Genomic DNA, 18,716 nt, shown 5'->3' on the forward strand with positions numbered 1-18,716 from the left:
CCCCGTAAACGCTCACAGCATTACTGGTATTAAGCTATTTCTGGAGCCAGTTATGCACAGAAGACTAGACAATTTTCCCCACGCGCAGCTCAGTGTTATCGACCACTCCTCCACACTCGGCAAGGCTGCGGTGCCCGCCCAGCAGTCACCCCGCTATCAATCGTTGACCCCCGCCTCAATGCTGTTCGATATCCGCCTCAAGGACGGGCAACTGGAACCTGACACGACCAGGGTGGCACGCGATATCGCTCTTCATCTCAACGCGCCAACCAAACACTTTGCCGCCGATGGCGCCTGCGCCGCAGGTACCTTGCGTGTCAGGGATGGGCGAGATTACCTGTTTCATATTCAGTCTACGCCCGCTGTCGCGGCGGTATTCAAAAGCAGCGTGCCCGATCCTGTCGGCGGCGACGGGGGCGTTTCGTCTTTTGACAGCCCTGGTCGCGGGCATTTGGCAAGCGTCAGCGGTGTACAGACGACGGTCGACGGCAAGCAGTTTCGTCTGGACGAACAGCGCCTGTATCGCTTCGAACCTCTCACCCTGTCGTGGTTGCCCGACCCCGACAACCAGGCCTACAGCCGTATTGGGCTGACCGGTGAGGGGCACTTGTCGAAAACACCCCAGGGGGCGCTGGACAGCAGCGCGCAAGGGCGCAGCTCGGTTGTATTGAGTCAGGTTCAGGGTGCGCCGATGGTGCAGATTCAAGGTGCCGGCGCGGCGGATGTACGCCCGGTTGATGAAACCGGCGCGCCTGTACAACTTACCCGAATCGGTTTGGCCGGCAGTACGCTGTATGGCGCCACGGTCGACGGCGAACTGCTGCGCGCGGACGTGCGCATGGCTCGGGACGGCGTGTTGCCTATGGCTGCGCAATCGCTCGAATCATTGGAGCAGGCGCTAAAGGGCGCTGTGCGTGTCGAAGGTTTCTTTCATGATGATGCCGGGCAGCTCAATGCCCAGGTTCGCGATGCCCGGCAGCAACTGCACAGTGTCCCCGTGGATAACGCAAGCGTGCTGCGCCCTCAGTGGAACCTGAGCGATGTGTGGGTCAAGGGCATCGAGAAAGGTCTGCCGTTGCCCAGCCAGCAGGCGCTGACGACCGCAGTCGACCTGGGCCCTCGCGGCAAGGTTGCGTTTGACGCAGGCGCGTTGTTGAGCTGGGACGCGGCTGCGCAACGTTGGGATCACTCGGGGCTGCAGGGCGTCACACAGCTGGAGCGAGGGTTGGACGGACGTGCCTATGTGCTGCAGGAAGGGCAGCTCAAAGCGGTGACCCTGCAAAAGGTGCGTGACCCCGTCTTCGAGGGGGCCAGCCATGAATTGAGCGCACTGCCCAAGCCCCGTCCTCAAGTGTCACTTGACGAGGTGCTGGCGGGGGATCCTCAGCGCCCTGTCACCGGATTCGCTATCGCTGACGGTCGCAACTTTGTAACTGTCGATAAAAACCATCAGCTTCAAGCCTGCGTGGATGGGGTGGTCAACCCGTTACGGCTTTCCCCCGCGCTCGCCATACAAACCCTGGCGCTCGATCATGAAGCAAGTCTTTATGCGCACACCCAGGCGGGCGAATTGTTCAAGGCGGATTACCACGCCTGGCAGGGCCGCGATGGTGCCGCGCCAAGCTGGACCCAGGTTGAATTACCGCAGGGCCAATCGCTGGACTCCTTGCGGATGGGGGCTGATAAGCATCTGGTTGGCGGATGGGATAAACAGTTCCATCGACTCGATAAGGCGGCCTTGGGCGCAATGGCGTGGGGGCCGTTGGCAATGGCGGTGCAGCGGCCCTCATTGACCGATACGTTATCGGCCGCGCAGATGCGCAAGCCGATGGCAGGAGGCGCGCTGACGGCCACAAGCACTGTCGTGGGCCAAACCCGTGAAGGCGTGCCGCTCCAGCGCAATTTTTTCCAGGGACTCAATGCGCACTTTCATCCTCTGGAAGCCATCAGTGAGAAAGGCAAATCCATTCAACATCACGTAAACGGGCGCCGGGGGCTGGAGCACGTTTACGCTGACGATAAGCAACTGCACCAGCAGCTCGCATCGCTTTCCAAGAGCAAGCCGGTTGCCGCTGACCTGAATGCGCGTCTCGCCGCCTTGTGCGAGCCCGGGCCGCGTCAGGCATTGGCCATGCGGATCAGCCAGGCGTTGACGCAGGTAACAGAAAGCAGCCAATCGAGCGCCCGCCTGTTAGGAGACGTACACGGGCTGGCGTTTGACCCACGGCCCACGCTGAGCCGAGCGCTGACGAGCCCTGAGTCGACGCTGCACCAACTGCATGAGGCATTCAAACGGGTTGCGCCTTCATCGGAGCCTTCAACGGCAGGCCTGCTGGCCAACTTCGAAGGTCAAGGCTTGACACTGCCCAAGTGGAAACCTGAGCGTAAACGCGATCTCGCCCACCCTGCGGCCATCGTCGAGGGCGACCTTATTCACCATGCCAATACGCTCAAGCAACTAAACGACCTGGCCCAGGAACTCGACAGCACTACTGGCCACAGCCCCAGTGCCTTGAAAAGAATCGAAGCGTCCATGGGCACTGTGATGAAAGAGTTTGATGACAGCCCTGTCCATAAACTGGCCAGCCAGAAAGTCGCCAGTTATAGCCAGGCGGAATCCCTGTATGACAATTTCAAGCTATTGGCCAAGGACCTTGGCACGCCGGGGTCTGCCTTGCATTGGCACCTTTCGGGCCTGCTGGGGTTGCCCGCCGATGCGTCCATTACGCAGGCAATGACACAGCAAGTGCAGCAGATGGAAAGTGGTCAAACCCTTAACCCCAGCCGAACCCAGGGCGAAAGCCTGGGGCTGATGGTGACCGGTATAAAACCTGCGCCAGCCGTAGAGTTTTTTCTGGGAGCCTCCAAGTCTCATACGCACGGTGTGAGTATCACCCGTACCGACAAGGGAGCCAGGGTCCAGATCAGCCGCGACGATATGCGGCGCCTGGCCGGCTCCGTGGCCACGGGGGCGACGTTAGGTCGCGGGGACGGTGCAGTGGGGCCCGGCCTGAGAGTTGCCGGTGAGTTGACGGCCGCCGTTGTGAAGAACACTGGATCGAACATCAGTTTCGATGTGAAGGAGTCGGACTTCGGCAAGATGATGTCGATACTGATGGGGCAGTCCGGGGGCTTCCACGACTTATTGGCGCTGGGAGAAAAAGGCGCAGTTGGCGAAAGCTCGAAACTCAGTGCTGACGTTAACCTGGATGGGCTCGCGCAATTGCGTTTGATGTACAGCCCGCAGGAAGACATCGCCGAGTTGGATTCAGTGATACGCGCCGGGATAGGAGTGATGGGTAACCTTAACCTTGCGCACACGGATAAAAGCCAAGCCACCACGCGCTCTGCGACGGGCACCAGCCGTGACCAGGCAAGCAGCGCGCAGTGGCTGAGGCAGGGCGGTGCTGGGGCCAACTTTGTGCCGATCAGTACGTTGGCGTTGGCGGGCAGTGCCGGGGCCAGCGGGCCGGCAACGGTGGTTGCGGCCTCGGCGGACGTATCGGTCATGGTGAAATTTGACCGTGGGCAGTCACAGGCCTTTAGCTTTTCTTTCAAGCCGCCGCAACCAGTGACTCAATCTCAGGTCGATGATATTCACAGCAGCCTGTCACTGTATTCCCCCCAGTTCAAACGGGACTTGGCCGCCGCTGACCCGTTGGGCGCGCAGGGCTCCCCAAAAGAACAACTGGCCAAGTTGCAGCAGTTTCTTTCCACTCATCCGGCGTTGGCGACAAAGCCGGACGCTTATTACGCCATCAGTCAGTCGCTGGACACGTTGATGACCCAACAAGACTTGATGAACAAGGGGCTGCAGCAGTTGGCATCGGTCGAGTCTTCCGTCACGCGCGTGGGGTTACGCGATAACGGGCGGCATGACTGGTTGGACGATGTCGCGCCGGCCAACAAGGCCGCCATCGAACAGTGGCTCAAGGATGACCCGCAGTTTGCCCAGGTGATCGGTCAACTGCAGCGGGGTGAAGGGACTTCAGTGAGGCTTGGCATGGAGCTCAAGCCAGAGGTTTTACGCGCCATCGAGCGCAGCCTGCTCGCGGGCGCAGATACCGAGCCGCTGATCAAGCAGGCACTGGGAGGTCCGAACCACCTGCGCGTCAAAAGCATGAGCATGAGCTACACCGCGAGCCAGTCCCATGGCATGTCGGTGCCAGCCATGATGAATCTGAGTTTTTCCAGCAGCGCGGCCGTCAGCTATACGCAAAAACAGGTCAACGTCGACTTCGAGTACGGGGTGGATGCGGATAAACCGCTGCGGATGAACTTGAACGATACGCTGAGCAGCCTGCCTGGCCATGACCTGACGATTGACCTGGGGGACCTGCGCATAAGGACGCCGGCTTCCACCGCCTGAAAGGTAAACAGCGGGCATAAAAAAACGGCCTACCTTTCGGTAAGCCGTTTTTAGTACTTGGTGGCTACACAGGGACTTGAACCCCGGACCCCAGCATTATGAATGCTATGCTCTAACCAACTGAGCTATGTAGCCAAGTGGCGCGCATTATTCGCGTAGAACGGGAATGCGTCAAGAGATTTTGTTAAGTTTTTTCTACGCTTTCAACTGTTTAACGAAAAACAGGCTGATTGGCGACGAGCGGCGGGGGCTCTTCAGGCTGCGATTCTCGGGCGGTCGCGCCCATCAAGCGTCAATCGCGTTGGGCAGATATCCTTTTCGCCCAACGGTGTTGCTGTGGCGAGACTTACGGCAACGGGTTGCGCGTCACGCGTTTGAGCTGTTCGCGCGCTCGCGACAAACGTGAGCGTACCGTGCCGATGGGGATGTCCAACGCATCGGCGGTGTCCTGATAGCTACCATCGGTCTCGAGCGAAGCGTAAAGCGTTTTGCGCATTTCTATAGGCAGGTGGTCGATGGCGTTCAGGGTCTTTTCAAGCCGTCGGTTGACTTCAAACTCCCAGTCCAGGCTGTTGTGTTCTTCCTGGCCATGCCACAACGATTCATCGAACTCGCAATGCACCGGTTTGGCATACATGCGCCTGAAGTGGTTGCGGATCAAATTCTGCGCAATTCCGCACATCCAGGTGCTGAGTGTGGCCTGCCCGCTGAAACGCTCTCTGTTGCGCCATGCTTCCAGGTAAGTCAATTGCAGCAGATCGTCAGCATCTTCAGGGTTGAGCACGCGTTTATGAATGAAGCGTCGCAGTTTTTTTTGCTGGTCGTCCGTCAGCTGGACCATGAACTGAGGCGAATTGCCGACGAGGTGAACTAGATCGCCAATAGGTATTTTCATGTTGTTTTTCCTCCGGGAAGGCTCGATCGAAATGGTTTCGATAGGGACCCCTTTTGCACCGGCTGTGCCAAATAGGAAAAACACACAACTTATTGATTTATATAGATATATATTTTTTGTTAGGGGTTTTTTGTGCCGTAACTTGCAAAGAAGACGATCTGGGTGTGCGGGTATTTTCATACCCCTCGCCGTGAAATGTTTTGATGGAACTGAACCGCAGCGGCTTGCCACATAGGGACACAAACTTCCCATTCTGGCCCGCCCATGAAAGTCGAATCCTTCAACGATGTGCAGCAGATCCAACCTGCGGACAAGCCCAGTGTGAGCACTGTCGATGTGCCAATCCGTTCGCAGGGCTTAGATGACATCGCGCAGATTTTCAGCGAAGAAGTGGCACTCAACGCACAGGCCCTGGGCCGGCGATCCATTGGCGCAAAAGTTTCGCCTGTCGCAGAGTTCGTGCAGCTCTATGAACAACTGGGTCACCCCGGCCTGGCCACGCTGGAAACCGTTGTTCGTCGGCTTCGGTTCGAGTTGCTGCGCAAGCCCACTGTCGAAAAATTGGTAAGCCATGCCGGTGGTGACCCCGCGCGTGCCTTCGTGGTGCTTCAATTCATCGCCAACGAAGCGCAAACCAATGGGCTGACAGTAGAAGAGGGCCTGGCGCGCGGGGCCTTGAAAGCGCTGAGGCAGGATTTCGGCGGGCACATCCAGGCAGGCCTGAATATCGCCTTGGCATTGAAGGAGGCCAGCGCTGACCCGCAGGAGCGTCAGGACGTACGTGCGCTTTATTACGCCTCCGTGGTCGTTCGCCAATCCTTGGCGTTGATGCTGCAGACGCTGTTGAAGATGTACGGCTTAACGGCGTTTCCCAAAGGCGTCGACCTGATGACTCAGGCGCTGAACAGCGATATCGCGGCGCACACCCAGTCGGTGCCCACGGAAAAATTGCACCTGCTGCTTAAGGGGTTGGCGCAGTGTCGTCAATTGCGTTCGGTGCTGGGCAACTGTGATGCGTTGATCCGGCGCCTGAACGTCGATCTGGAGGCGGTGGATTTATTGCAGCGTTTTCTGGGTTATGCCAGTACCGGTATCGATGCGGCCGAGGTGCAAAGGCTGGCCAGTGAGTTTGGGGGGACGCTGCTTGCCGCTCGTCTGCGCTCGCTTAATGAATTGGCCACGGAAGTAAAAAGTCTGCCCAAGGACTGGTGGCTTGATGCGCAATCCCAGGCATCTGCCGTGAAAGCGTTCAAGGACGTCATGGTTGAGTGGGCGCGCGAAGAGCGCGGTCATCAGACATTTCCCGGCGAGACGAGGACGTCCGGGTGACACTGCTGTCATCGGTCAATGGCGTGCTGCTCAAGGTGGCGCGGCGTGCCGAAGTGCTCGGCGCGGTGGTGGTCCTGGCCATCGTGTTTATCTTTATCGTGCCGCTGCCCACTTGGCTAGTGGACATCCTGATCGCGTTGAACATCTGTATTTCCTGCTTGTTGATCGTACTGGCGCTGTACTTGCCGGGGCCGTTGGCGTTCTCGTCGTTTCCATCGATCCTGCTGTTGACCACCATGTTTCGCCTGGCCCTGTCGATTGCCACCACACGCTTGATTCTGCTGGAGCAGGACGCGGGCGACATTGTGGAAGCGTTCGGTAATTTCGTGGTGGGCGGCAACCTGGCGGTGGGGCTGGTGATCTTCATGATCCTGACCATCGTCAACTTCCTGGTGATCACCAAAGGTTCGGAGCGGGTCGCCGAAGTGGCTGCCCGCTTCAGTCTGGATGCGATGCCGGGCAAGCAGATGTCGATCGACAGTGACCTGCGCGCCGGGTTGATCGATGGTATGCAGGCTCGTGACAAACGCGAGCAGTTATCCCGCGAAAGCCAGCTGTTCGGGGCGATGGACGGGGCCATGAAGTTCGTCAAGGGCGATGCCGTTGCCGGTCTGATCATCGTGGTCATTAACCTGCTGGGAGGCTTTTCTACCGGCATGTTCCAGCACGGGATGAGCGCGGGCGAGTCGATGGCGCTGTATTCGGTACTGACGATCGGCGACGGCCTGATCGCACAGATTCCCGCGTTGTTGATCTCCCTGACGGCCGGCATGATCATTACCCGAGTGGCGCCGGACGGGCGCAAGGGCGTCACCAACATGGGCGCCGAAATTGCCCGGCAGATGACCAGCGAACCCAAGAGCTGGATGATCGCGTCGGTGGGCATGTTGGCCTTCGCCACGCTTCCCGGCATGCCTACCGTGGTGTTCATTCTGATTTCGCTGATGACCGGCTCCCTGGGGTACTACCTCATGCGCCAGCGTCAGCGCGAGGACTCCCCGGCGGCGTCGGACGAAAAAGCGGTCCGTCCGGAAGAGAACGGCAGTGAAGACCTGCGTGGCTTCGACCCGTCACGGCCGTATCTGCTGCAATTCAACAGCCAGATGTACGGGGCCCCCGAGGTCATCGACATCGTGCAAAAAATTCGTCAGGCCCGAAATGCGCTGGTCGCCAATATCGGGCTGACGCTACCCCCGTTCGAAGCCGAGTTCAGTGAGGCGCTGGCCGTCGACGAGATGCGCTTTTGCGTGCATGAAGTTCCGACCGTGACGGCGACCCTCAGCGACCGTGTTGCGGTTGAATACGCCTCCTTGGCGCAGCCCCCGGACAGGGGCGATAGAGGCCTGGCTGAGCGGGACGAGGCGGACTGGTTGTGGCTCGACCCTGATGATCCATTGCTCGATGACCCCCAGATTGAGCGTTTCAGCGCCCAGAGCCTGATCATCGAACGGATGAAGCGGGCGATGTTGCTGAGCGGACCGCGGTTTCTCGGCATCCAGGAATGCAAGTCGATCCTCAGTTGGCTTGAACACAACCAGCCGGAGCTGGTGCAGGAGCTGCAGCGCATCATGCCGCTTTCGCGCTTTTCGTCGGTGCTGCAACGCCTGGCGAGTGAGGGTGTGCCATTGCGCGCCGTACGTTTGATCGTCGAGTCATTGATCGAGTACGGCCAGCATGAGCGTGAACCGGATGCCCTGGCCGATTACGCACGGATCGCCCTCAAGTCGCAGATTTTTCACCAGTACAGCGAAGCCGATGGCCTGCATGCGTGGCTCCTGTCGCCACAGACCGAGAACATCCTGCGCGAAGCGTTGCGCCAAACCCAGAGCGGGGTGTTTTTCGCCCTCGATAACGACAGCAGTGCGGCCTTGGTCGGGCTGCTCAACCAGGCCTTTGTGCTAAGGCCGAAAACCAAGAGCGTGCTGTTGGTTGCCCAGGATCTGCGCAGCCCGTTACGGGCGCTTTTGCTGGATGAGTTCAACCATGTGCCGGTGATGTCTTTTGCCGAGCTGGGGAGCAACTCCAAGGTCAAGGTATTGGGCCGTTTCGACCTGGGCCAGGACGAACCAATGCGTGGGGCGGCGGCATGAGCGCGTTATTTTTATCCGGATCGAGGGTGGCCCCATGATGTTCGAGCTGCGGGTGCTGGATGGTATGCATCAAGGCGCCGCGCTGCCGTTGTTTGGTGAGCAGTGGGGCGTGGGTGCCAATTCGGACGCTGATCTTCTGTTGAACGATCCCGGGGTTGCCGAGCATCACGCACGTTTGCGCTTGGCCGATGGCCGGTGGTCGGTGCAGGCCGAGGCGGGGCTGCTTAAAAACAGCGATGGGCAAGTGCTGGCGCAGATCGGCGAGCTTGCGCTGAACACGGTCTTTTTGATCGGTCCCGTTCGCTTGTGCGTCAGCCCTGCCGATCAGCCCTGGCCACAGGCACCCGCACCCGCGCCTGCGGCGCCTGAGCCTGCGGAGCAGGCGCCGCTCGCGTTGAAACTGTCATCAATTCCATCGTCCCAACAAAAGCGTTTGCTTAGCCTGGTACTTGCGTTCGCCGTACTCATTGCGGCAGCCGGCATCATCTTTAGTGGCGAGCGCAAGGCCCAGGCATCGCTGATGCCGGTAGTGGTTCAGAAGCCAGAACTGGGCTCGCCCTTTGAGGTGCGCCAGCAATTGCTGAAGATGCTCAGCGAGCGGGAATTGACTTCACGGGTCAGCTTGCAAGTCATCAATGGGCAGATTTCCCTGAGCGGTGATGTTTCCCAGGAAGAGGCGGACTTGGTCGCGCGCATGCTCGACCGCTTTGCCGGGCAGTTCGAAACCGCTGTGCCGGTGATCAGCCGCGTACGCACGCGTGACGGAGCACTGCCGTTCAAGATCGTGCAGATCATCAGCGGACCGAACGGCCACGTTGTGCTGGAAGAGGGCACCCGGTTGTTTGTGGGCGACGAAGTCAATGGCCTGCGCCTGGTGCTGATCGATAACAGCAAGGTGGTGTTCGACGGTGCGCAGCGCTATGAGGTGCGTTGGTGAGCGGCGCGTGGCAAGAGCGTCTCCAGGCTTGGCAACGCAGTCAGTCGGCGGCGTTGGACAGCTTTGCGCCGGTCACGATGCGCGGTCGCATACAGCGCGTCAACGGCATGCTGATGCAGTGTCGGCTGCCCCAGGCGCGCATCGGCGACCTGTGCCAGGTTGAAAAGCAACCGGGCGATTACATGCTCGCCGAGATCATTGGCTTCGATCAGCAGGATGCGGTGCTCAGTGCCCTGGGGAATCTGGAAGGCGTGAGTGTGGGCGCCAGCGTGGAGCGTCTTGGTGTGCCGCACAGGGTACGGGTGGGTGATGACCTGCTGGGCCAGGTGCTGGACGGTTTCGGCCGGCCGATTGCCGGCAACGGTCCCAGTGCGTTCGCCGAAGCGGATACGCCCGACGCAACCCCGGTGTTGTGCGAGGCGCCGTTACCCACGGAGCGGCCGCGCATCAACCGCGCATTGGCCACGGGGGTGCGATCGATCGACGGCCTGATGACGCTGGGAGAAGGCCAGCGCGTCGGGCTGTTCGCGGGGGCAGGCTGTGGCAAGACTACCTTGTTGGCCGAGATCGCCCGTAACGTGGACTGCGATGTGATCGTGTTCGGTTTGATCGGCGAACGGGGCCGAGAGTTGCGCGAGTTTCTTGACCATGAATTGGATGACCAACTGCGGGCCAAGGCGGTGCTGGTGTGCTCCACCTCTGACCGTTCCAGCATGGAGCGCGCCCGCGCCGCCTTCACCGCGACGGCGCTCGCCGAAGGTTTCCGGCGCAAGGGCCAGCGGGTGCTTTTGTTGATCGATTCCTTGACGCGTTTTGCGCGAGCCCAGCGTGAAATCGGCCTGGCTGCCGGCGAGCCGCTGGGGCGGGGCGGTCTGCCGCCTTCGGTGTACAGCCTGTTGCCGCGCCTGGTGGAACGGGCGGGGTTGACGCGTGACGGCGTGATCACGGCCATCTACACGGTGTTGATCGAGCAGGACTCGATGAATGACCCGGTGGCCGACGAAGTTCGCTCGCTGCTGGACGGCCATATCGTGCTGTCACGCAAGTTGGCCGAGCGCGGCCATTATCCGGCCGTGGACGTGCTGGCCAGCCTGTCGCGGATTTTGACCAATGTCTGCGAGCCCAGGCATATCCAGGCCGGTACGGCTTTGCGACGCCTGTTGTCGGCCTACCAGCAGATCGAGCTGATGCTCAAGCTGGGTGAGTACCAGGCAGGCAATGATGCCCTGACCGACATGGCGGTAAGCAGCCGCCAGGCGGTGGATAGCTTCCTGCGCCAAGACTTGCGTGAGCCTTCTGCGATCGACACGACGATGGACCAACTGACGGAGCTGACTGCCTATGTCCCATTCTGAAACGTTGCCCGGTGAGATCGAAACCCTGCGGCGGTTGCGTCGGTACCGGGCCGATCGTGCCGAACGTGCGCTGCGCGAGGCCAAACGATCACAGCAGGCATTGGTGGCGCACATCCAGCAGGCCCAAGACCTGCTGGAGAAAACCCGTCAGGAAGAGCAACGCCAATGTGCACAACTGTTGAGCGAGCACCAGGGGCAGGTTGTGAGCGTTCAGGCGCTGAAGTCGTGGAATCGCAAGGAACAAAGCCTGTCTGCCGGTACCCGGCGTGAAGAAGGCCAGGTGCAACAGCTGCAAGGGCAGCAGGAACAGCGTGAGGTGGAGGTAGGTATCGCGCAGAAGCACGTCTCCCAGTGCCTTCGCCAAGTAGAAAAACTGCAGGAATTGGCCAATTTACTCACGCAGGAACCGCTATGAACGCTATTTCAGCCAACACGCCTGAACGCCAACGCCGACGCGACCCTCGCGAGGACCGTGTCCACGAGGTGGGCGCCCCAGTGCCTTGGGAGCAACGGCAGCTCTTTACCCAATTGTTCGGTGATGACGAACAGGATTCGGGCCGTAGCGCGTCTCAGCCCGGAACCCGGGCCGGCGGTGATGTCGCCATGGTCGAGGCGTTGTCGGAGCAGTTGATACCTCGGCTGCAAAGCGGCTCGACGTGGCCGCTGACAGTGGCCATGTACTTGCCACGCCTGGGGCGGATCAATGCCCGTATTCGTCGAGAAGGGGCGGGGTGGAATATCGAGCTTGAGGCGCAGCAGGACGCAACAGCGCGCTGGCTCTACGGCGTACGGCACCAATGTGAGCACAGGCTCGCCGCGAGCCTGGTGTTACCGGTGGCGCTGTGCGTGGCGAATTCGGCGCCGGCATGATGTTGCCCTCTCTGGCCTTGTGCACTGTGAGGGCTGATGCAGTGGCTGCCCGGCGACGGCTGGGGCGTGGGTTGCACATGCCGTTCCAGGTGGCCGAACAGCGCGGTGAATTACGCCTGGAGCCTGGCACTGAGCCGGTTGGCGCTCAGTCGCTGTGCTTTGAAACCACCAGTGGGGTATTGGCGTTCAGCGAACCGGGGCCGCAATTGAGCTTGATGGGTGAGTGCCCGGTGACGTTGGCCCAGGCCGGCAACGATCCGGACTCCTGGTTCTGGGCATTGTTTCAGCACTACTTGAGCCCCCAGATACGTGACCTGTTCGGCTATATGCGGCTGCTGGAGACGGATCGGCCCGAGGGGTTCGGTTGCCGGCTCAGCGTGTCCCTGGGCGCCTCACGGGTCATGGGCTACCTGTGGCTGAGCGCTGGAAGCTTCCTCGCGTTGTGCGAGGCCGCCCCATGGCGCTCTGTCGCTGCACCCCTGCCGGGGCAGTTTCAACTGGCGATTGCCGTCACCCTGGGGCGCATGCGCCTGACCATTGCACAGGTACACGGCCTGCGCGCCGGTGATGTGCTGGTCCCCGAGCTCGCGCTGTTCCAGGCGCAGGGCAGCGGTTATATGCAGGTTGGCAGGCATCGGCTGCGGGGCAGTATTGACGATGAAAACGGGACTCTGTGCCTGACCCTTTCTTCTATCGAGGACACGTCTGTGGACGATAATTTTGCGGCGCACGCCTACTCCGAGGATGCGCAGGATGAACCTGTGGTGGATATCTTTGGCCACGAGCCATTCGATGAGTTGAGCATGGCGCTGAATGTTCGCTGCGGCACGCTGAACCTCACGCTGGGCGAGTTGCGCAATCTGGGGCCTGGCTCAGTGCTGGGCATTACCGGTTACGCGCCTGGCCTGGCAGGCCTGTATTACGGCGACCGTCCCATTGGGCAGGGCCAACTGGTGGAAGTCGATGGCCGCTTGGGGTTGCAGCTGTCCCGCGTGCTTTTCGGTCGATGACAGTTCAGGGGCTGGACCCCCTCGTTCTCGCACTGTTTATTGCCACGCTGACGCTGATGCCGATGCTGTTGATTATCTGCACATCGTTTTTGAAAATCGTGATTGTGCTGATGATTACCCGCAATGCCATCGGCGTGCAGCAAGTGCCGCCGAGCATGGCTATCAACGGCATCGCATTGGCCGCGACGCTGTTTATCATGGCGCCGGTGGGTTACCAGATCGCAGAAAGCCTCAAGATTTCTCCGCTGGACACGAGCAGCGTGCAGGGGGTGCTGCAGACAGGCGCAGAGGCCATCAAGCCGTTGCGTGCATTCATGCTGCGCAATCTCGACCCCGACGTGCTCACCCACCTGTTGGAGAATACCCACCGCCTCTGGCCCGCGCAGATGGCGCAGGAGGTGCAGCGTGAAGACCTGATCCTGCTGATTCCCGCCTATGTATTGTCGCAACTGCAGGCGGGGTTCGAGATCGGGTTTCTGATCTACATCCCCTTTATCGTGATTGACCTGATTGTCTCCAACCTCTTATTGGCGCTGGGCATGCAAATGGTTTCACCCATGACCATTTCCCTGCCGCTCAAATTGCTGCTGTTTGTAATGGTGTCCGGCTGGTCGCGGCTGCTCGACAGCCTGTTCCTTTCTTATCTCTGAGCTGAATATGGAACCGATCGTATTGTTCAAGCAGGGCATGTTACTGGTCGTGGTATTGACCGCACCGCCGCTGATCGTGGCTGTGGTGGTAGGCGTGCTGACCTCGCTGGTTCAGGCGCTGATGCAGGTGCAGGATCAGACGCTGCCGTTTGGCATCAAGCTGGTGGCGGTGGGTGTCACCCTGATCATGACCGGACGCTGGATCGGCGTGGAGTTGATCCAACTGATCAACCTGACGTTCGACATGATCGGCCGTTCGGCCCTCCACTGAGGTTGCTTCTGTGCTGCTGTATCTTGAATACCTGCCAAGCCTGGTGATTGCCATGGCGCGCATTTATCCCTGTGCCTTTCTGGTCGCTGCATTCTGTTTTCAACATATACGTGGCATGCCCCGGCACACGATCGTGATGGTCATGGCATTGATCCCCGCGCCGGGTATCCATGCAGCGTTGGAGGGGCTGGATTACTCGGGCCTCATGCTCGTCGCCTTGGCGCTCAAGGAGTTGGCCCTCGGGGTAGTACTGGGCGTGTTGCTGTCGATGCCGTTCTGGATGTTCGAGTCGGTGGGCGCGCTGCTGGATAACCAGCGAGGCGCGTTGGCCGGGGGCCAGCTCAACCCGTCGCTGGGCCCGGACGCAACGCCCATCGGGCATATGCTCAAGCAGTTGGCGATTTTTCTGTTGATGGTCACCCTGGGGCTTGGCGCACTGACCCAGGTGATCTGGGACAGCTACCTGATCTGGCCGCCGACGGTGTGGTTCCCGCTGCCGGGGCCCAATGGGTTCAGCGTATTCATCGCGCTGCTCGGGGATACGTTCACCCATATGATGCTCTACGCGGCGCCCTTTATCGCCGTGCTGCTGTTGCTGGAGTTCGGCATCGCGCTGCTGGGTGTTTACAGTCAGCAGTTGCAGGTGAGCACACTGGCTCCGCCACTCAAGAGCCTCGCGGGTATCGGTATCCTCTTGCTGTATTTTGCGTTATTGCAGGATCTGATCGTCGGGCGTATGAGTTTGCTGGGTGACCTCAAGCATTCCCTTGGGCTGCTGTTCAAGGTGGCGATGCCATGAGCGACTCGGGAGAGAAAAAACACCCCGCCTCCGCTAAAAAGCTGCGTGACCAGCGTAAGAAAGGCCAAGTCTCCCAGAGCCAGGATGTAGGCAAGTTGCTGGCGCTGACCGCCATCAGCGAAATCGCGCTGTATACCGCCCAAAGCAGTTTGCAACGTTTCGAACAATTGATGGTGCTACCGATTTCACGCATGAATCAGCCCTTCGTGCGAGCGCTGGAAGAAGTGCTGTTCGATGGGGTGGTGGTGTTTCTATCGTTCGCCTTATTGATGGTTGGGGTGGCGATTGCCACGAAGCTGATCAGCAGTTGGTTGCAAGTCGGGTTTCTGTTCGCCCCGGAAGCACTCAAGCTCGATTTCAATCGGGTCAATCCCATGAGCCAACTCAAGCAAATGTTCTCCGCCCAGTCGGTGATGAACCTGCTGATGAGCGTGGCCAAAGCGTTTCTCCTGGGCCTGATTGTGTATCTGGTGGTCTGGCCCTCTTTGGGCACGCTGATTAATCTGGCCAACAGCGATCTGCAAAGCTACCTGCTGGCGCTGATTGCGCTGTTCCGCTATCTGCTCCATGCCTGTCTCGGATTGCTGTTGGTGTTGGCACTGACCGACCTGACCCTGCAAAAGTACTTCTTCGCCAAGCGCATGCGCATGACCCAGGTCGAAGTGGTCAAGGAATACAAGGACATGGAGGGTGACCCGCACGTCAAGGGGCAGCGCCGCTCGTTGGCGTATCAGTTGGCGCAGGAGGAACCCAAGGTCAAGTTGCCCAAGCTGGAAGAGTCGGACATGTTGGTCGTCAACCCGACCCACTTTGCCGTCGCCCTGTATTACCGTCGCGGCAAGACGCCGTTGCCGCAGTTGGTGGCCAAGGGCACGGATGCGCAGGCGCGCAAACTGATCGATCGCGCCAAGGCGGCTGATGTTCCGGTCATTCAATGCGTATGGCTGGCCCGCACGATTTACGAGAAAAAGCTCGGCGCGCCGATTCCTCGTGAGACGTTGCAGGCCGTGGCGTTGATCTACCGTACCTTGCGTGAGCTTGACGATGAGGCCAAGCGTGAAACCCTTACATTGCCGGAGCTCGAGCAGCGCTGATCAGCGTATGACCGAAAGGTCCAGAGCGTGCAAGTTGGCCAGAGACAGCATCCGGCTGAGGATTTTTTCCAGCGCCTGGGGTTGTGCGGGCAGGGCGTGCCAGATAACCAGCGCGCCCTGGTTGTCCACATAGAGGTAACAGCCGTCAAACGCCAGCGCCTGTTGGAAACGACGCTCCAATACCTGTTCCAACTGCCCAGCTTGCAGGGCCATGCCTGCAATGTGTAAGGCTACGCCCTTGCGTGTGCCCGCATCGCACGAGCGCAATGTAATCCCCCTGCACAACTGCTGATGAGCGGGACGGCCGCTCACCAGGTCGTCAATGAGCATCTGGCGGTTCACAGGGGCGCCTGCCTCCACGCTCATCGCTCCAAGGACACGGTCTGATAGTCCGAACGCTCCCCGGCCGGGCCAGGTTCGACGCGCATCTGCGGGGGCCACCAGACCACCATCTTGTCTTTGCTCGATTGCGGACGTGAGCAGGAGTCGCCTTTGCAGGTCGATGTGCAACCGGTAACAAGCAGTACGGCAGCCATAAGCGCGGCATGCATCAGTTTGTGGTTCATGGTGTAGGTGTCCGGGTTGGGAGTGGGGTGATCAGGGAAGGGCGTGGCACACTCAGATGTTCATCCTTGATGACCGGACGCATGGCGATAAACACTTCAGCTTCTTCACCAGGCTTGAGCCAGGCACGCGGCCAGACGGTGACTGCCAGCGTTTGCGAATTGCTGCATTCCTTCTCATCGATGCGCACATTGCGCTTGAACTGATTGCGCAGCACCACCACCGCCACGTTGTAGTGCGGGCCTGCATACCATTGGCTGCGCTCAGTATTCAGCGCCAGCAAGTCGCGGGTGCTGCACAACGTGTTCAGCCCCAGCGGCATAGGTTCGGCCTTGAACGCCTTGGGAACTTCTCCACTGACTAGGTGCGCGAGGGTGCTGGTGATATCGCTGCGATTAATCACCGGCTGATGGGGGGCGTAGCGCCGCGCCAATGGCTTGAGCGCAGCTTGCAGTTCGACCTGATCGTCCTGAGGCAAATAGCGCGAAGGATCCGACTGATCGCCGATCACTCGCGGGGTCAGGATGAACAGCCGCTCACGCCGGTTATTCTGCCGTTCGGTCGAGGAAAACAGCGCCTTGCCCAGTAACGGTATGTTCCCCAGCACGGGGACCTTGTTTTGTTTGTCGGTGCTTTCGGTGACGTGGAACCCACCCACCACCAATGAGCGCTTTTCTGCCATCACGGCTTGGGTGCTGACCTTGCCTCGGCGTACATCCGGGCCAATACGTTCGGGGTTGGACTCGTCAAAGTTACCGTCTTCGATGTCTATCGCCAGATGGATCTGATGACCGCCCCGGCTGGTGATCACTCGGGGAACCACCTGGAAGCTGGTGCCCACGGTGATGGGCAGGATCGTCGCGTTTCTGGTGCCGGCAGTCAGGTATTGAGTACGGTTGAAGTCAATGATCGCCGGTTGGTTTTCCAGGGTCAGCACCGAGGGATTGGAGACCATGGTTGCCAGCCCGCGGGACTCCAGCGCGCGGATATCGGCGTAAAAGCGATCAAGACGTCCGATCGATAATTGTGATGCGGTACCGGGCGCCATGTTGACGCCGCCACGGAAGCGACTGTTCTGAAAGCCCCACTTGATACCGAATTCATTTAATTGCGTGCGCTCGATGTCGAGGATGATTGCATCGATTTCCACCAGCTTGCGCGCGACATCCAGTTGGCTGATCAACTCGCGATACATCGCTTGTCGCTCCGGCAAGTCATAAATCAGGATGGCGTTGTTACGCACATCCGCCTCGACGCGGATCCGGCTGGTGCCCACTGGCGCCCGAGGCGTAATCGACATGCCGGCATCCGGGGCAGGTGCACTGAGCATTTGCCCCAGCAGCGGGTTGCCCAAGCGCGCAAAGCTGGGCGTGACCGGTGCGGGCTGGGACTGGGACGGAGAACGTTGGGCCAGCCCGGAAAGCGTCGTGCCGGAGCGCGGCTCCAATAGCCCGCGCAGCATGCTGGCAACGCCAGGGATAACGATTTTTTCGCTGCGATACTCTATCTGGCGGTCTGCGGCATTGGCGAATTTCAGCGGGAACGTCAGCACGCTCTGTTTTTCATCCGCAGAGCGACGCTGGCTGCTGAATTGCTTGATCTGTTCGATGTAGCTTTTGGGGCCGGATACCAGAACGATGCCGTCTTCCGGCAACTCGCCCCAGCCGAAGCGACTGTCGAGCAGACCGATATCAGTTAGCGCCTGCTTGAGGTCGGAAACCGTCTCGGAAGAGACTTCCAGGCGCGCGGACTCTTGTTGGTCCAGTGTGCTGATAAACAGTGTGTTGTTGTACATGTACCACTGGAAGCGGTGTTCGACGCCCAGTCTGTCCAGCAGCGACTGCGGTGTGTTCGCTCGGATCTTGCCATTGACGTCGCCCTCCAGCAGGCCCTCGATTTGCAGTTGCGTGCCGAAGGTCTGGGCGAAGTCCTCGAGCACTTCGCGCAGAGGCTTGTGTTCGGCCTCATAGGCGTAGGCGGTGTTTTTCCACTCGGGAGGGATGGCAGCAAAGGCGCTGAGCACCGGAGCGAGCAAACCGGCGAGCGCGATCAGGCACCTGAAGTGGGCACGTCTGGACGAAGTCTCAGGCGGGTTAACACGCAAGCTGTTGCGCTTGAAGAGGTTCTTATACATAGATGTTTCCCTGATTAGTGCGACAACGAACGTAGCGAGGTGGGGCTGAGCGGATGGGGCGGCTTGTTCAGGCGCGCAAAGGTTGCCCGCCAGGTATCGCGTTGGTTGAGCAGGGACTCTATACAGCGTTGCAGAGGCTGTTCGCCGTAGGGCTTATGCAGGCAATGAACCAGCCAGAGTTCACCGCTGGTTGGGTGCTGAGCGAGAGCACCCTGGAAGTGATGCAGGCTTATTGCGCCCAGTCGCATCCACGTCATCAGCACTGATTTATTCGGGAGTTGTTGGGTCAGTTGGACACTTAGCAGAAGAGTGTCCGGACAGTGACGCAAGACGATTTCGTCGTCGTTTT

At 59.8% G+C, this 18,716-nt stretch carries 17 protein-coding genes and 1 tRNA gene; 12 read left to right on the forward strand and 6 right to left on the reverse strand.

The features are described 5' to 3' along the window. Positions 1 to 52: 52 nt before the first annotated feature. Positions 53 to 4,369: an AvrE-family type 3 secretion system effector gene (locus tag C4J88_RS03405; protein WP_124406221.1), complete on the forward strand. Its 4,317-nt coding sequence runs from the start codon at positions 53 to 55 to the stop codon at positions 4,367 to 4,369. Between the two features lie 58 nt (positions 4,370 to 4,427). Here the strand turns inward: C4J88_RS03405 and C4J88_RS03410 are convergent. Both C4J88_RS03410 and C4J88_RS03415 read right to left on the reverse strand, forming a co-directional pair. Next, positions 4,428 to 4,504: transfer RNA gene (locus tag C4J88_RS03410), tRNA-Met, on the reverse strand. A gap of 211 nt (positions 4,505 to 4,715) precedes the next feature. After that, positions 4,716 to 5,264: an RNA polymerase sigma factor gene (locus C4J88_RS03415; RefSeq protein ID WP_124361172.1), complete on the reverse strand. Its 549-nt coding sequence runs from the start codon at positions 5,262 to 5,264 to the stop codon at positions 4,716 to 4,718. A gap of 264 nt (positions 5,265 to 5,528) precedes the next feature. Between C4J88_RS03415 and C4J88_RS03420 the strand changes: the two genes are divergently transcribed. Genes C4J88_RS03420 through sctU form a run of 11 tightly spaced genes read left to right on the forward strand, consistent with a single transcriptional unit; the run spans position 5,529 to position 15,669 of the window. Continuing rightward, on the forward strand, positions 5,529 to 6,593 hold the full coding sequence (locus tag C4J88_RS03420; protein WP_124406222.1) for an HrpJ domain-containing protein: 1,065 nt from the start codon (positions 5,529 to 5,531) through the stop codon (positions 6,591 to 6,593). Next, entirely contained in the window at positions 6,590 to 8,683 is a 2,094-nt protein-coding gene (gene sctV, locus C4J88_RS03425) for a type III secretion system export apparatus subunit SctV (RefSeq protein ID WP_124403007.1), read from the forward strand. The genes C4J88_RS03420 and sctV overlap by 4 nt, the downstream gene beginning before the upstream one ends. A gap of 37 nt (positions 8,684 to 8,720) precedes the next feature. Then, positions 8,721 to 9,620: an FHA domain-containing protein gene (locus tag C4J88_RS03430; RefSeq protein ID WP_164487738.1), complete on the forward strand. Its 900-nt coding sequence runs from the start codon at positions 8,721 to 8,723 to the stop codon at positions 9,618 to 9,620. Then, positions 9,617 to 10,975 (forward strand): FliI/YscN family ATPase, encoded by a 1,359-nt coding sequence (locus tag C4J88_RS03435; protein ID WP_124365734.1) that lies wholly within the window; start codon positions 9,617 to 9,619, stop codon positions 10,973 to 10,975. The genes C4J88_RS03430 and C4J88_RS03435 overlap by 4 nt, the downstream gene beginning before the upstream one ends. Then, positions 10,962 to 11,390, forward strand: coding sequence for a YscO family type III secretion system apparatus protein (locus tag C4J88_RS03440; RefSeq protein WP_124406224.1), 429 nt, complete (start codon positions 10,962 to 10,964; stop codon positions 11,388 to 11,390). Before C4J88_RS03435 ends, C4J88_RS03440 begins: the two co-directional genes overlap by 14 nt. Then, entirely contained in the window at positions 11,387 to 11,845 is a 459-nt protein-coding gene (locus tag C4J88_RS03445) for a type III secretion system HrpP C-terminal domain-containing protein (RefSeq protein WP_124406225.1), read from the forward strand. Before C4J88_RS03440 ends, C4J88_RS03445 begins: the two co-directional genes overlap by 4 nt. Further along, complete coding sequence (locus C4J88_RS03450; protein ID WP_124406226.1) at positions 11,842 to 12,855, forward strand: FliM/FliN family flagellar motor switch protein; 1,014 nt, start codon at positions 11,842 to 11,844, stop codon at positions 12,853 to 12,855. Before C4J88_RS03445 ends, C4J88_RS03450 begins: the two co-directional genes overlap by 4 nt. Next, a complete protein-coding gene (sctR, locus tag C4J88_RS03455; RefSeq protein ID WP_124365738.1) occupies positions 12,852 to 13,505 on the forward strand; it encodes a type III secretion system export apparatus subunit SctR in 654 nt (217 codons plus the stop codon). The genes C4J88_RS03450 and sctR overlap by 4 nt, the downstream gene beginning before the upstream one ends. 7 nt (positions 13,506 to 13,512) lie before the next feature. Further along, positions 13,513 to 13,776, forward strand: coding sequence for a type III secretion system export apparatus subunit SctS (sctS, locus tag C4J88_RS03460; protein WP_104501569.1), 264 nt, complete (start codon positions 13,513 to 13,515; stop codon positions 13,774 to 13,776). A gap of 10 nt (positions 13,777 to 13,786) precedes the next feature. After that, positions 13,787 to 14,575: a type III secretion system export apparatus subunit SctT gene (gene sctT / locus C4J88_RS03465; protein WP_124406227.1), complete on the forward strand. Its 789-nt coding sequence runs from the start codon at positions 13,787 to 13,789 to the stop codon at positions 14,573 to 14,575. Further along, complete coding sequence (gene sctU / locus C4J88_RS03470; protein ID WP_124406228.1) at positions 14,572 to 15,669, forward strand: type III secretion system export apparatus subunit SctU; 1,098 nt, start codon at positions 14,572 to 14,574, stop codon at positions 15,667 to 15,669. Before sctT ends, sctU begins: the two co-directional genes overlap by 4 nt. Here the strand turns inward: sctU and C4J88_RS03475 are convergent, their stop codons facing one another. The 4 genes from C4J88_RS03475 to C4J88_RS27585 are packed head-to-tail and all read right to left on the reverse strand — an operon-like array spanning position 15,670 to position 18,624. Beyond that, positions 15,670 to 15,999, reverse strand: a complete 330-nt coding sequence (locus C4J88_RS03475) for a transcriptional regulator (RefSeq protein ID WP_256657861.1) — start codon at positions 15,997 to 15,999, stop codon at positions 15,670 to 15,672. It lies immediately after the preceding gene. 32 nt (positions 16,000 to 16,031) lie between these two features. Beyond that, the gene (gene hrpT / locus C4J88_RS03480; protein WP_124369505.1) at positions 16,032 to 16,235 is read right to left on the reverse strand and encodes an HrpT family type III secretion system protein; all 204 of its coding nucleotides are present in this window, start codon (positions 16,233 to 16,235) and stop codon (positions 16,032 to 16,034) included. Continuing rightward, positions 16,232 to 18,367 carry a type III secretion system outer membrane ring subunit SctC gene (sctC, locus tag C4J88_RS03485; RefSeq protein ID WP_124406230.1) on the reverse strand — a complete coding sequence of 712 codons (2,136 nt, stop codon included), beginning with the start codon at positions 18,365 to 18,367 and terminating at the stop codon, positions 16,232 to 16,234. Before sctC ends, hrpT begins: the two co-directional genes overlap by 4 nt. Before the next feature lie 14 nt (positions 18,368 to 18,381). Continuing rightward, positions 18,382 to 18,624: a hypothetical protein gene (locus C4J88_RS27585; RefSeq protein WP_256659080.1), complete on the reverse strand. Its 243-nt coding sequence runs from the start codon at positions 18,622 to 18,624 to the stop codon at positions 18,382 to 18,384. Positions 18,625 to 18,716 lie beyond the last annotated feature (92 nt).

It is taken from the genome of Pseudomonas sp. R4-39-08 (assembly GCF_003852275.1).
Taxonomy (GTDB): domain Bacteria; phylum Pseudomonadota; class Gammaproteobacteria; order Pseudomonadales; family Pseudomonadaceae; genus Aquipseudomonas.